This is a genomic window from Aeromonas sp. HMWF014 (genome assembly GCF_963878295.1).
In the GTDB taxonomy this organism is placed as follows: Bacteria; Pseudomonadota; Gammaproteobacteria; order Enterobacterales; family Aeromonadaceae; genus Aeromonas; species Aeromonas popoffii.
The window spans coordinates 1-12,770 of record NZ_CAWNYS010000386.1 but is presented as its reverse complement, the minus strand read 5'-3'; the positions used below and the strand labels follow the sequence as shown (position 1 = coordinate 12,770).

The window sequence follows — 12,770 nt, the reverse complement described above, 5'->3', positions numbered from 1 at the left end:
TGCCGGTGTGGCTTGACACTCCTGTATAATCAGGTTGTTATATTGATATCCGGTGTTTAAAAACAACAAACTATAAGGAAAAAGAAGATGGCTAAGGGGCAATCTCTCCAAGACCCGTTTTTGAATGCGCTGCGCCGTGAGCGGATTCCTGTTTCTATCTATTTGGTGAACGGCATCAAACTGCAGGGTCAGATCGAATCGTTTGACCAGTTTGTCATTTTGCTGAAGAACACCGTGAGCCAGATGGTCTACAAACACGCCATTTCCACCGTGGTGCCAGCCCGTGCCGTCAACCATCACCAGCACGTCCCTGGCGCAGCTGGCGAAGAACAGGGTGAAGCCGAGGCGTGATATCTCAGGGCGAGATGACTCGCCAACCCAGATTCATCATGATTCCTGTCAAGGAGCAAGCGCTTGTTTGACCGTTATGAAGCAGGCGAACAGGCCGTTCTGGTACATGTCAACTTCAGCGATGAGGGTGAGCGGGAGGATCTGGAAGAGCTCAAACTGTTGGTGAGCTCGGCTGGGGTCAATGCGTTGGGGGTAGTCACCACCAACCGCAATGCACCCAGCGCCAAATTTTTTGTCGGCAGCGGCAAGGCTGAAGAGATCGCGTCCCAGGTGCAGATGCTGGGCGCAGACGTGGTGATCTTCAACCATGCCCTGACTCCTGCCCAGGAGCGCAACCTGGAACGCCTGTTCCAGTGTCGGGTCGTTGACAGAACCGGCCTGATTCTGGATATCTTTGCCCAGCGCGCCCGTACCCACGAAGGCAAGTTGCAGGTCGAACTGGCCCAGCTACGTCATCTTTCTACTCGCTTGGTGCGAGGCTGGACTCACCTTGAGCGTCAGAAGGGCGGGATCGGTCTGCGCGGCCCGGGCGAAACCCAGCTGGAAACTGACCGTCGTCTGTTGCGTGAGCGCATCAAGGCGATTTTGCGCCGGCTCGACAAAGTGGCCAAGCAGCGGGAACAGGGCCGCCGTGCCCGCAACAGAAACGAAGTACCGACTGTATCGCTGGTGGGTTACACCAACGCCGGAAAGTCCACTTTGTTCAACCAACTTACAGCTGCCAGCGTGTATGCTGCCGACCAATTGTTCGCAACTCTGGATCCCACCCTGCGTAAATTGGTGATCCGGGATGTGGGTGATGTGATTTTGGCTGATACAGTTGGATTTATTCGACACTTGCCCCATGATCTGGTTGCGGCCTTCAAGGCGACCCTGCAGGAGACCCGTGAAGCGGATCTGCTGTTGCATGTGGTGGATTGTGCCGATGAGCAGATGCAGGAGAATATCGACTCCGTGCAGCAGGTGTTGGCCGAGATTGAAGCCGATGACAGACCCCAGCTGATGATCTGCAACAAGATCGACAAGCTGGTGGATCATCGGGTAGGTCTGGAACGGGATGATGAGGGACGTCCTGTGCGTCTCTGGTTGTCGGCCCAGACCGGGGAAGGCTGTGAATCCCTGTTTACGGCTCTGACCGAGTTGCTGGCCGGTTCCATGGTGCATCATACCCTGCAGTTGCCTCCTTCGGCCGCCAGATTGCGAAGTGCGCTCTATCGCCTTAAAGGCATTGAGCAGGAAGGTTTCAGCGAGGAGGGGGATTTTGTGTTGCAAGTTCGGCTGCAACTAGCCGATTGGAACCGCCTCGTGAAACAGGAAGGTGAGAATTTACAACGCTTTATCAGGCATTGAGTCGCGGATGAAGATGAATGCTTACCCGCTTCATCAACGATTGATGACCAGATAGAGATGATATCCATCCGCTTGTATTAATGGAGATGCTGATGGCTTGGAATGAGCCTGGAAACAACGGCAAAGACCGTGACCCTTGGGGGAACAACGGCAAGAATCAGGGACCCCCTGATCTGGACGAGATGCTGCGCAAGGTGAGCCGCCGTTTTGGCGGTTTGCTGGGGGGTGGCAAGTCAGGTGGTGAAATCGGACGTTTCGGTCTCTCTATCGTCTTGGTGATCGCTGTGGTGGTGTGGGTCCTCAGTGGCTTTTATACCATTCGTGAAGCTGAGCGAGGGGTGATTCTGCGGTTTGGTGCTTACTCTCACAACGTAGAGCCGGGCTTGCGCTGGAAGCCGACTTTTATCGATCGGGTTATACCGGTGGATGTGGAGTCTGTGCGTTCTCTGCCTGCTTCCGGCTTTATGCTGACTCAGGATGAAAACGTGGTGCGGGTCGAGATGGACGTGCAGTTTCGTGTTGTCAATCCGGAACAGTTCCTGTTCAGCGTCACCAATGCCGAGGAGAGTCTGAGCCAGGCTACCGATAGCGCTCTGCGCTATGTGGTGGGTCATACCCGGATGGATGATGTACTGACCACTGGTCGGGAAAGAGTCCGTCAGGAGACCTGGCAGGTGATCGATGACATCATAGAGCCATACCAAATGGGTCTGCAAATCGTCGACGTCAACTTCTTGCCGGCTCGTCCGCCGGAAGAGGTGAAAGATGCTTTTGATGACGCCATTTCCGCTCAGGAAGATGAACAGCGCTTCATCCGTGAAGCAGAAGCCTATGCTCGTGAAGTCGAGCCGAAGGCGCGTGGTTCAGTCAAGCGTCTGGAGCAGGAAGCGAAAGCTTACAAGTCCCAGGTCGTGTTGAGGGCCCAGGGTGAGGTTGCTCGTTTCAGCGCGCTGCTGCCCACGTATCAGGCGGCTCCTGAGCTGACTCGTAAGCGTATCTATCTGGAAACCATGGAAGAGCTCTATCAGCAAGCTAACAAGGTGGTGGTCGACATGCCGGCTGGCAACAACAGCATGATCTATCTGCCGCTCGACAAGCTCTCTGGCAAAGCAAATGCCGTACAACCGGCTCTTCCGGCTGGTACTCCGGAGGCTGAATCGATTCCTCCGTCCAACGAAGGGGCCAACTCTACACCGATCCCGCTGCGTAGTGGCGATCGTTTCAGCTCAGGGAGAAACTAATAGATGAAAAAAGTAGCTATTGGTGTCATCGCTGTGGCCGCTATGATCGGCTTCTCCTCCATCTTTGTGATTGATGAAGGGCAGAAAGGGATAGTTGTGCAGTTTGGCAAGGTGAAGCGGGTTGAATCCGGTGAAGCGCGGCTTTTTGAACCAGGACTGCACTTCAAGGTGCCCTTCATCGATCAGGTTCGCAAGATGGATGCTCGTATCCAGACCATCGACAGCCAGGCTGATCGCTTCGTCACCTCGGAGAAGAAAGACCTCATCATCGACTCCTATGTGAAGTGGAGGATTGAGGACTTTTCCCGGTTCTACCTGGCAACAGGTGGTGGCAATAAGATGCAGGCTGAAGACCTGCTCAAGCGCAAGATCAACAACGGTCTGCGCTCCGAGATAGGTAACCGCACCATCAGGGACATTGTTTCTGGTGAGCGTAGTACCGTGATGGAAGATGCACTGATGAGGATGGCGCGCTCCTCCGAGCTCGGTATCAAGGTGGTTGATGTGCGGATCAAGCAGATCAACCTGCCGGTCGAAGTCTCCAACTCCATCTTTCAGCGGATGCGTGCCGAGCGGACTGCGGTAGCCCGTGAGCATCGTTCACAGGGTCGTGAGCAGGCCGAAATCCTGCGTGCCAACATCAACCGCAAGGTGACCGTCATGATCGCTGACGCGGAGCGCAATGCGCGTCAGTTGCGTGGTGAAGGGGATGCGGAAGCCGCCAAGATCTATGCCGACAGCTACCAGAAAGACCCCGAGTTTTTCAGCTTCGTGCGTAGCATGGAGGCCTATCGCAAGAGCTTTGCCGGTGGCAACGAGCTGATGGTGCTCAAGCCAGATAGCGAGTTCTTCCGCTACTTCAGGTCGCCTAACGGCACCGAGCAGTAAGAGACAAGCAATAAGACCAAAGGGCCTGATGATTCAGGCCCTTTTGCTTTATGGCGCCAGCCCCGCCGATATGGGCGGCTTTTTGTGCAAGGAGCTGGGATGCTGACATCCATGTTGATGGGACTGGGGCTGCTATTGCTGTTTGAAGGGCTTGGCCCCCTGCTGATGCCGAGGGCCTGGCAGCAGATGCTGCGGCTGCTCAGTGATCAGTCACCTGAGCACCTGCGCCGTATCGGTGGCTCGCTGGTGGTAGCGGGCGCCGTTATTATCTGGATGCTGAGCCATTGAGCCATCTGGCTGGATCAGCCTCTAACTAAAGCGCAGACCATAAAAAAGAGGCCCACGGGCCTCTTGTTCATCCAGCAGGAGTCGTTGACTCAGGCGCTACGCTGTACCGCCATCTGGGCCAGGGTTTCCAGCGCCTGCTTGTGCTGGGAGTCCGGCAGGACGTCGAGCGCTGCGATGGCCTTGTCAGCCTCTTGCCGGGCACGCATGCGTGAGTACTCCAGCGCACCTGTACGGTCGAGAATGGCCAGGATCTGGTCGAGATGTTCCATGCCGTTGCGGTGCGCTATGGCATCGCGCACCAGCTGACGCTCTTCGGGCGAGCCAACTTCCATGGCCCGTAGCAGTGGCAGGGTGGGCTTGCCTTCAGCCAGATCGTCACCAACGTTCTTGCCCATCTCATCGCTCTGGGAGCCGTAGTCCATCACGTCATCGATGATCTGGAAGGCGGTACCCAGATACTTGCCATAGTTGGTCATGGCCTGCTCGATGGGCTCGGGCTGATGGGTCAGCACGGCAGCGAGGCGGGTGGCGGCCTCGAACAGCTTGGCGGTCTTGCAGTAGATGACCGTCATGTAGCTCTGTTCCGTGGTGTCCGGATCGTTGCAGTTCATCAACTGCAACACTTCGCCCTCGGCTATGGTGTTGGTGGCATCCGACAGTATCTCCATCACCTTCAGGTTGGAGAGTTCGCTCATCATCTGAAAGGAGCGACTATAGAGGTAATCACCGACCAGGACGCTGGCGGCATTGCCAAACAGGGCGTTGGCGGTTTCCCGGCCGCGGCGCAGGTCGGATTCGTCGACCACGTCGTCGTGCAGCAGGGTAGAGGTATGGATGAATTCTATGATGGCGGCGAGTTTGAGATGATCCTGACCTTCGTATCCCAGTGCGCGGGCGGCCATCACTGTCAGCATGGGGCGCATCCGTTTCCCGCCTGCACTGACAATATAGAAACCCAGCTGGTTGATCAGGCTGACATCGGATTGAAGTCTCGCCAGGATCAGTTCATTCACCGCCGTCATGTCGGCGGCACAGAGCGCACGGATAGTCTGTTGGTCCATAAGTCTCGTAACGTGACGGCAGCAATAACTGCGGTTTTAGTAATGGCGGGGATTCTACACGATTTCACAATGGGTTACAGTTAAGCGTTTATCCACGGCGGCAGATATGCGCACAAAATAAACTTTTTGCTAAATTGGCCTTGCCTGAGCAAATCGATTTGCGTAGAATGCCGGCCCATTGTTATAGGTTTTTGCGCGTGTCTGGCCTTGAGCAAAAGACACGCCTTTACGGAGTTAATCAAATGTACGCGGTATTCCAAAGCGGCGGAAAACAACACCGTGTGGCCGAAGGTCAAATCGTTCGTCTGGAAAAGCTGAACGTTGAGACTGGCGCTACTATCGACTTCAACGAAGTTCTGATGGTTGCTGCAGGCGACACTTTTAAAGTAGGTGCTCCTTTCGTTGAAGGTGGCAAGGTTGTAGCTGAAGTTGTGGCTCACGGCCGTGGCGAGAAAGTGACTATCGTCAAGTTCCGTCGTCGTAAGCACCATCGTAAGCAAGCGGGCCACCGTCAGTGGTTCACTGAAGTCAAAATCACTGGCATCAGCGCTTAATTAGAGGAGTCCGATAGATGGCACACAAAAAAGCTGGCGGTTCATCCCGCAACGGTCGCGATTCTGAAGCTAAACGCCTTGGCGTTAAGCGTTTCGGCGGCGAAACAGTTCTGGCAGGCAGCATCATCGTTCGTCAACGTGGTACCAAGTTCCACGCTGGCACCAACGTTGGTCTGGGCACCGATCACACCCTGTACGCGAAAGCGACTGGCAAGATCCTGTTCGAAGTTAAAGGTCCGCTGAATCGTAAGTACGTTAGCATAGTTGCTGAGTAATTACGGACCGCAAGGATCCGAAGCCCCGCCAACAGGCGGGGCTTTTGTTTTTCTGACGCAGTTTACGAAAAAACGGAACGCAGATGTGCCTGGTGTTGCGCGAGGCATTCATCGCTAAGATGCGTATCGCCCGCAGGGGCCTGTACCACTATAATTGCGTATCGGTTTTTCGAATTAAGGTGACGGTTACCTATGAAGTTTGTTGATGAAGTCCAGATTCGAGTCGATGCCGGTGACGGTGGTAACGGTTGTGTCAGTTTTCGTCGGGAGTTGTACGTTCCCAACGGCGGCCCGGATGGCGGAGACGGTGGCGATGGCGGCGATGTCTATCTGATTGCCGACGAAAACCTGAACACCCTGATCGATTACCGTTTCGAGCGCTTCCATGCGGCCGAGCGCGGTGAGAATGGTCGCAGTGCCAACTGTACTGGTCATCGTGGCAAAGACAAGGTGCTGCGCGTTCCTGTCGGAACCCGCGCCAGTGATGAAGATACCGGTGAGCGACTGGGCGACTTGACCAGCCATGGTCAGAAGTTGATGGTTGCCAAGGGGGGGTTCCACGGTCTGGGCAACACCCGCTTCAAGAGCTCCGTCAACCGGGCGCCGCGCCAGAAGAGCAGCGGTACGCCGGGTGAAGTACGTACCCTGAAGCTGGAACTGTTGCTGCTGGCCGACGTCGGCATGCTGGGTCTGCCCAACGCAGGCAAGTCTACCTTTATCCGCGCAGTGTCTGCCGCCCGACCCAAAGTGGCTGACTACCCCTTCACCACACTCGTGCCGAACCTGGGCGTAGTGCGTGGCGAGAACTCCCGCTCCTTCGTGATCGCCGACATTCCGGGTCTGATCGAGGGTGCCGCCGAAGGCGCCGGTCTGGGGATCCGTTTCCTCAAGCACCTGGAGCGTTGCCGCGTACTGCTCCACCTGGTGGATATCTGCCCGGTAGATGGCTCGGATCCGGCCGTGAATGCCGTGACGATTGTCAAGGAGCTGGAAAAATACAGCCCCGAGCTGGCGGGCAAGCCGCGCTGGCTGGTGTTCAACAAGATGGATCTGATCCTGGAAGAGGAAGCGGTCGAGGTGATGGAGCGCGTCAAGGCTGCGCTGGCCTACGAAGGCCCTGTCTACCAGATCACGGCCATCAGCAAGGAAGGCACCAAGAAGGTGTGCTATGACATCCTGGATCTGCTGGATACCATGCCGCGCACGCTGGTAGAAGATGCCAAGGATGCCATCGAGAAGGTGGAGTTCAAGTGGGACGATTACCACAAGAACCAGCTGGCCCAGGCCGAAGCGGAGGCTGCAGCGGCTTCCCTGGCCTTCGATGCGACCCTCGATGATGATGATGACTGGGATGATGACGACGAGGATGGCGTTGAAGTCATCTATGTTCGTGACTGATCACTCGGTCCTGCCTGGCATCTTCGCCCATTGGTGAGAAAAACCGGAGTCTGGTAACAGACTTCGGTTTTTTTATGGGGTCCATCCAGACTGGCTTGATCACCATGTAGATATATTTCTCATGTCACTTATTGCCTGCCAACTGCAACTGATTATACTGCGCACCTGAATGTAACCCAATTGAAACAATGTGCTAACTATCTGTAGTGAATTGATATGCATGTCTGTTTGAGGTCATTCTTATGGAAGGTTTGCCTGTAAAAATATTTATGCTTGAAATGATCCGTTAAAGGCTTGTTTGTGCATTTTATTGGAGTATTCTTGCGCCCGTTTTGCTGGGTGAAAGCATGAATATGCAGGTTCGCCTGGCTAAGGAAAAGTAACATTAAGGCTGTAAACCATGCTGGAAAAGACTCTGCAAGCACCTGCGCTCAATACCCGCCGCAACGTGCTGATGTTCCTGATCCCGTCACTCATCGGGATCCTGCTGTTCATGACCCCCGTCATCTATGACGGTAATGTCACCATACCCGTCGCCGTGCTGGCGAAACTGGTGCAGACGGTATTTGCCGATTATCTGGTGGCCATGGTCAGTGCCATCATCACCACCACCATGTTGATGACGCTGATTGCCTGGTTGTTCAAGCCGGCCATCCTAGTGCAACGCCCTTTCCTCAACAGCCTGTTCAATGTACCTCCCTTCTGGGCCTGCGTGCGGGTGCTGGGCGGTGTGTTCGTGCTGCTGACCTTCTTCGAGTTCGGGCCCGAGGTGCTGCGCTCCGATGCCACCGGTGGTCTGGTGCTGCACGATCTGTTGCCTGTGCTGTTCTCGGTGTTCATTTTCGCCGGCCTGCTGTTGCCCCTGCTGCTGGATTTCGGTCTGTTGGAGTTCGTCGGCACCATGATGACCCGCATCATGCGCCCCGTGTTTCGCCTGCCGGGCCGTTCCGCCGTGGATTGCTTCGCGTCTTGGCTGGGGGATGGCAGCGTCGGCATTCTGCTGACCAGCAAGCAGTACGAAGGCAAGTTCTACACCCAGCGTGAGGCTGCCGTCATAGGGACCACCTTCTCGGCAGTGTCCATCACCTTCTGTCTGGTGGTGATCTCCCAGGTGAGGCTGGAGCACATGTTCGTGCCCTTCTACCTGACCGTCTGCCTGGCTGGAGTGGTGGCTGCCATCGTGGTGCCGCGCCTGCCACCGCTCTCCTGGAAGAAGGATGTCTATGCCGATGGCGCCCCCCTGTGCCGCCAGCAGGAGTCCGTGCCTCATCAGCACAGCGTGCTGAGCTACGGCTATGAGCGGGCGCTGACCAAGGCCGAGAGCATGACGGACATGGGCGCGGTGGCGCGAGAAGGTGTGAAGAATGCACTCGACATGGTGTTTGGTGTGTTGCCGGTGGTGATGGCCATAGGGACTTGTGCCCTGATGCTGGCCGAGCACACCTCTATCTTCAACTGGCTGGGGGCACCCTTTGTGCCCTTGCTGGAATTGCTGCAGCTACCGGAAGCCGAGGCGGCCTCCAAGACCATCATGGTGGGCTTCGCCGACATGTTCATCCCGGCCGTGCTGGCATCGACCATAGAGAGCGACATCACACGTTTCGTGATCGCCGCCATGTCGGTCACCCAGCTCATCTATATGTCGGAAGTGGGTGCCCTGCTGCTGGGCAGCAAGATCCCGGTCAAGCTGTGGGAGCTGTTTGTCATTTTCCTGCTGCGCACCCTGGTCACTCTGCCGGTCATCGCCGGTGTAGCACATCTGTTGTTCTAGGGCCCTTGCTCTGGATTCAAAACGGTCAACCTGGGTTGGCCGTTTTTTGTGGTCGGCATTAGACCAAAGTGAGTCTTTTTAATGGTGAGTAATTACATTAATGTAACAAGCTGAAAACAGCGTGCCAGCCGAGCAGTAGGCAATTCAAATCGAACGTGGCCAGGAGTCACCCCATGACCTCACTGCTCAGCTACCGGACCGGTCCCTGCGATCAGCCCCTGCTTCATCAGACCATAGGCGAATACCTGCAAGAGATAGCGGAACGCTTTCCCGAAAGGCCTGCTGTTGTGGTGCGTCATCAGCAGATCCGCTGGAGCTACCGCGAATACCTCACCCAGATAGACAGGTTGGCGCTGGGCTTGCTGGGGCTCGGCATCCAGCCGGGCGACAGGGTCGGCATCTGGTCACCAAACAACATAGAGTGGTGTCTGGTACAGTTCGCCACCGCCCGCATCGGCGCCATCATGGTCTGTATCAATCCTGCCTACCGCAGCTACGAGCTGGAGTTTGCCATCAACAACGTGGGGTGCCGTGCCCTCATCTGTGCCAGTGCCTTCAAGGGCAGCGATTACCTCGCCATGCTCAATGAGCTGGCCCCGGAACTGGCCAGCTCGCCGCCCGGGCAGCTGGTCAGTGCCCGCCTGCCGAGCCTGGCGATGGTGATCCGGCTCGGGGAGGAGGCCACCGCTGGCATGCTCAACTTCGATACCGTGCTGGCGCTGGGGGACGAGCAGGATCCGGACCGGCTTACCCGGGTGGCGGCGAGCCTCAAGCCGGACGATGCCATCAACATCCAGTTCACCTCGGGCACCACGGGCAACCCCAAGGGTGCGATCCTGAGCCACAGCAACATCCTCAACAACGGCCGTCAGGTGGCGCGGGGTATGGCGTTCAGCGAGCAGGACAAGCTCTGCATACCGGTGCCGCTCTATCACTGTTTCGGCATGGTACTCGGCAACCTGGTCTGCATCAGCGTGGGGGCCTGCGCCCTGTTTCCCTCGGAAGCGTTCGACCCTGTGGCAACCCTGCAGATGGTGAGCGAGGAGCGTTGCACCGCCATGCACGGCGTGCCGACCATGTTTATCGCCGAGCTGGAGCTGCCCGGCTTTTCAGAGTTTGATCTCTCCTCCCTGCGCACTGGCATCATGGCCGGGGCCATCTGCCCTGAGCCCTTGATGCGCAAGGTGCAGACTCTGATGCACATGACCGAGGTGACGATTGCCTACGGCCAGACAGAGTGCAGTCCCATCAACCACATGACCGCCATCGATGCGCCACTGCACAAGCGTGTTACCACGGTCGGCCGCGCCCTCGATCACACCGAGATCAAGCTGGTTGATCCGAGTGGCACATTGGTGCCCATCGGCGAGCGGGGGGAGATCTGTTGTCGTAGCAACGGGGTGATGAAGGGTTACTGGCAGGATCCTGCCCAGACGGCGGAGACCATCGACGAGGAGGGCTGGCTGCACTCGGGGGATATCGGCATCATGGACGAAGAGGGTTATGTGCAGATCGTCGGGCGCAGCAAGGAGCTGATCATCCGTGGTGGCGAGAACATCTATCCGCGAGAGATCGAGGAGCGACTCTACGCTCATCCAGCGGTGCAGGATGCGGCCGTGTTCGGTGTCGACAGCGAGCGTTACGGTGAGGAGGTGTGCGCCTGGGTCAAGCTCAGGCCGGATCAAGTGGTCAGTGAGGAGGAGATCAAGCATTTTCTCTCGGCCCGCATCGCTTACTTCAAGGTTCCCAGATACATCCGCTTTGTGGAGGAGTACCCCATGACGGTGACCGGCAAGCTGCAGAAGTTCAAGATGCGGGAGGCCATGAGCCGCGAACTGGTCCGCCAGCATGCCGAGGCGACGCGCTGAGGCGGTTTTGCCGCTCAGGAAAAAGGGCCCGCGGGCCCTTTTTCGTTGCTTGCTGCTTGCTAGCGCGGCGTGATGCTCAAGTCCTTGGGGCACTGAATGGTCAGCGAATGGACCGTATTGGCGACGCGATAAGGCTTGCCTGCCTTGTAGAGCTTCTTTTTCTCGTCATAGCTGCCCGTCGTGTACTGGGTGGAGTAGAGCGTCTGCTGACGGCGATCCGTCTCCTGGTAGCCCTGGGGGCAGGTCTGGTTGGCCTGCTGGAAACAGGCTGCCATGCTGCTGCACTCGATATAGAAGCCGTGCTGGCTGGCATCGGCCAGGTGCACCGGGGTGACGGTGGGTGGCGACAACAGGGCGCAGCCGGACAGCGCCAGTGCGCCCAGCACGATGAGATGTTTTGACATAGATAACCTGAACAGTGTGGTGTGACAAAGAGTGAGGGGGAGTCTTTTGCTCCCCCTTCGCTATCGGGGCACCGTTATAACCAAGCCGGCGCTCTCAGACCAGTGCACAAATGTAAGAAAATATGACCCCGCCCTAGGTCAGCGCAGCCAGCAGGGCGTCGCTATCCACCTCGTCCAGCTGCTCTGGCGCTAGGAAACGCTCGGCATAGTCGCGCCAGATACCGCTGCTGACGAACAGGGTAAACAGTGCCGGATCTATGTGCTGCTCGCGCACCATGCTCTGCATGATGGCAAGAGACTGGGCCACTGTTTTGCCCGACTTGTAGGGGCGATCGCTGGCGGTCAGCGCCTCGAAGATGTCGGCGATGGCCATGATGCGGGCCGGAATGCTCATCTGCTGCCCCAGCAGCTGGCGCGGGTAGCCTTTGCCGTCCATGCGCTCATGGTGACCGCCGGCGATCTCGGGCACGCTGCGCAGATGGCGCGGGAAGGGGAGCCGCTCCAGCATGCGGATGGTCTGGATGATGTGTTCGTTGATCTTGTAGCGCTCCTCCTCGGTGAGGGTGCCACGGCCTATGGCCAGGTTGTAACGCTCCCCCCGGTTGTAGAGATAGGTGGGCACCTTGACCTTGAAGCCCCAGGAATTGTGCTCATCCAGGCTGTCGTGGGCGGGGCGGGGAATGAGGTGGGCCGCCTTGTCGGCCAGCAGCGGTTCGGCGCAGGGCAGCTGCGTGGCGTGCTCGCTCTGGCGCAGCTTGAGTTCCTCCCGGCTGATGCCGAGTCTGTCATCCAGGGTGCGCAGCCAGGTGCGGCTGGCGATGGCATCCAGTCTGGCCAGTTTCTCCGGTGCCATCCACTCCCCCCCGAGGTTGCACTCGGCGACGAAGGCAAACTCCTCGTCCAGGGTGCTCCAGAGCGGGGCCACCTCCTCGCGGGCGGCATGTCGCCCGGATTCCGACAGGCGGGTCGCCAGCGCCTCGATATAGGCGTCGCGCTTGAGCACCTCGAAGCGGGTGCGGATCTCGTGGATCCGGTCGTATAAGGTCTCCAGCTTGGTAGCCTTGTCGACCACGAATTCCGGCGTGGTGACCTTGCCACAGTCGTGCAGCCAGCTCGCGATATGGATGGCCTCCCACTCCTCCTCATTGAGCCGGAAATCGGCGAACGGGCCCTGCTGCTGGGCACAGGCCGCCTCGGTCAGCATCCGGGTCAGCTCGGGTACGCGCTGGCAGTGACCCCCTGTGTAGGGGCTCTTGGCATCGATCGCGCCGGCCATCAGCTCGATGAAGGAGTCCAGCAACTGTTTCTGCTCTTCCAGCAG

At 57.6% G+C, this 12,770-nt stretch carries 13 protein-coding genes; 10 read left to right on the top strand and 3 right to left on the bottom strand.

Annotation, left to right across the window (positions count from 1 at the left end):
• Positions 1-87 precede the first annotated feature (87 nt).
• From hfq to AAC083_RS15775, 5 genes are all read left to right on the top strand, one after another.
• The gene (gene hfq / locus AAC083_RS15795; protein ID WP_005311664.1) at positions 88-351 is read left to right on the top strand and encodes an RNA chaperone Hfq; all 264 of its coding nucleotides are present in this window, start codon (positions 88-90) and stop codon (positions 349-351) included.
• 63 nt (positions 352-414) lie between these two features.
• Positions 415-1,701, top strand: coding sequence for a ribosome rescue GTPase HflX (gene hflX / locus AAC083_RS15790; RefSeq protein ID WP_108537092.1), 1,287 nt, complete (start codon positions 415-417; stop codon positions 1,699-1,701).
• Positions 1,702-1,793: 92 nt separating this feature from the next.
• Positions 1,794-2,942 carry an FtsH protease activity modulator HflK gene (gene hflK, locus AAC083_RS15785; RefSeq protein WP_108537093.1) on the top strand — a complete coding sequence of 383 codons (1,149 nt, stop codon included), beginning with the start codon at positions 1,794-1,796 and terminating at the stop codon, positions 2,940-2,942.
• Positions 2,943-2,945: 3 nt separating this feature from the next.
• Positions 2,946-3,830: a protease modulator HflC gene (gene hflC / locus AAC083_RS15780; RefSeq protein ID WP_108537091.1), complete on the top strand. Its 885-nt coding sequence runs from the start codon at positions 2,946-2,948 to the stop codon at positions 3,828-3,830.
• A gap of 99 nt (positions 3,831-3,929) precedes the next feature.
• Positions 3,930-4,118: a DUF2065 domain-containing protein gene (locus AAC083_RS15775; RefSeq protein ID WP_042035122.1), complete on the top strand. Its 189-nt coding sequence runs from the start codon at positions 3,930-3,932 to the stop codon at positions 4,116-4,118.
• A gap of 89 nt (positions 4,119-4,207) precedes the next feature.
• Here the strand turns inward: AAC083_RS15775 and ispB are convergent, their stop codons facing one another.
• Positions 4,208-5,179, bottom strand: a complete 972-nt coding sequence (ispB, locus tag AAC083_RS15770; protein WP_108537090.1) for an octaprenyl diphosphate synthase — start codon at positions 5,177-5,179, stop codon at positions 4,208-4,210.
• Between the two features lie 242 nt (positions 5,180-5,421).
• Between ispB and rplU the strand changes: the two genes are divergently transcribed.
• The 5 genes from rplU to AAC083_RS15745 all read left to right on the top strand — a co-directional run bounded on the left by rplU (position 5,422) and on the right by AAC083_RS15745 (position 11,045).
• Positions 5,422-5,733 carry a 50S ribosomal protein L21 gene (gene rplU, locus AAC083_RS15765; protein WP_005304210.1) on the top strand — a complete coding sequence of 104 codons (312 nt, stop codon included), beginning with the start codon at positions 5,422-5,424 and terminating at the stop codon, positions 5,731-5,733.
• A gap of 17 nt (positions 5,734-5,750) precedes the next feature.
• Entirely contained in the window at positions 5,751-6,008 is a 258-nt protein-coding gene (rpmA, locus tag AAC083_RS15760; protein WP_005311678.1) for a 50S ribosomal protein L27, read from the top strand.
• A gap of 192 nt (positions 6,009-6,200) precedes the next feature.
• Positions 6,201-7,406, top strand: a complete 1,206-nt coding sequence (gene cgtA / locus AAC083_RS15755) for an Obg family GTPase CgtA (RefSeq protein ID WP_042035118.1) — start codon at positions 6,201-6,203, stop codon at positions 7,404-7,406.
• A gap of 400 nt (positions 7,407-7,806) precedes the next feature.
• Complete coding sequence (locus AAC083_RS15750; protein ID WP_108537089.1) at positions 7,807-9,177, top strand: YjiH family protein; 1,371 nt, start codon at positions 7,807-7,809, stop codon at positions 9,175-9,177.
• Between the two features lie 173 nt (positions 9,178-9,350).
• Positions 9,351-11,045: an AMP-binding protein gene (locus tag AAC083_RS15745; protein ID WP_108537088.1), complete on the top strand. Its 1,695-nt coding sequence runs from the start codon at positions 9,351-9,353 to the stop codon at positions 11,043-11,045.
• A 59-nt stretch (positions 11,046-11,104) separates the two neighbouring features.
• On the opposite strand, the gene AAC083_RS15740 is transcribed toward AAC083_RS15745, so the two are convergent.
• Positions 11,105-11,449: a hypothetical protein gene (locus tag AAC083_RS15740; RefSeq protein WP_042035112.1), complete on the bottom strand. Its 345-nt coding sequence runs from the start codon at positions 11,447-11,449 to the stop codon at positions 11,105-11,107.
• A 133-nt stretch (positions 11,450-11,582) separates the two neighbouring features.
• A partial coding sequence (locus AAC083_RS15735; protein WP_146181699.1) for an HD-GYP domain-containing protein occupies positions 11,583-12,770 on the bottom strand: 1,188 nt, incomplete at its 5' end.

Bases quoted from the DNA above. Each gene is read 5' to 3' on its own strand.
- hfq (WP_005311664.1), top strand. From the start codon at position 88: ATGGCTAAGGGGCAATCTCTCCAAGACCCGTTTTTGAATGCGCTGCGC.
- hflK (WP_108537093.1), top strand. From the start codon at position 1,794: ATGGCTTGGAATGAGCCTGGAAACAACGGCAAAGACCGTGACCCTTGG.
- hflC (WP_108537091.1), top strand. From the start codon at position 2,946: ATGAAAAAAGTAGCTATTGGTGTCATCGCTGTGGCCGCTATGATCGGC.
- AAC083_RS15775 (WP_042035122.1), top strand. From the start codon at position 3,930: ATGCTGACATCCATGTTGATGGGACTGGGGCTGCTATTGCTGTTTGAA.
- ispB (WP_108537090.1), bottom strand. From the start codon at position 5,179: ATGGACCAACAGACTATCCGTGCGCTCTGTGCCGCCGACATGACGGCG.
- rplU (WP_005304210.1), top strand. From the start codon at position 5,422: ATGTACGCGGTATTCCAAAGCGGCGGAAAACAACACCGTGTGGCCGAA.
- rpmA (WP_005311678.1), top strand. From the start codon at position 5,751: ATGGCACACAAAAAAGCTGGCGGTTCATCCCGCAACGGTCGCGATTCT.
- cgtA (WP_042035118.1), top strand. From the start codon at position 6,201: ATGAAGTTTGTTGATGAAGTCCAGATTCGAGTCGATGCCGGTGACGGT.
- AAC083_RS15750 (WP_108537089.1), top strand. From the start codon at position 7,807: ATGCTGGAAAAGACTCTGCAAGCACCTGCGCTCAATACCCGCCGCAAC.
- AAC083_RS15745 (WP_108537088.1), top strand. From the start codon at position 9,351: ATGACCTCACTGCTCAGCTACCGGACCGGTCCCTGCGATCAGCCCCTG.
- AAC083_RS15740 (WP_042035112.1), bottom strand. From the start codon at position 11,449: ATGTCAAAACATCTCATCGTGCTGGGCGCACTGGCGCTGTCCGGCTGC.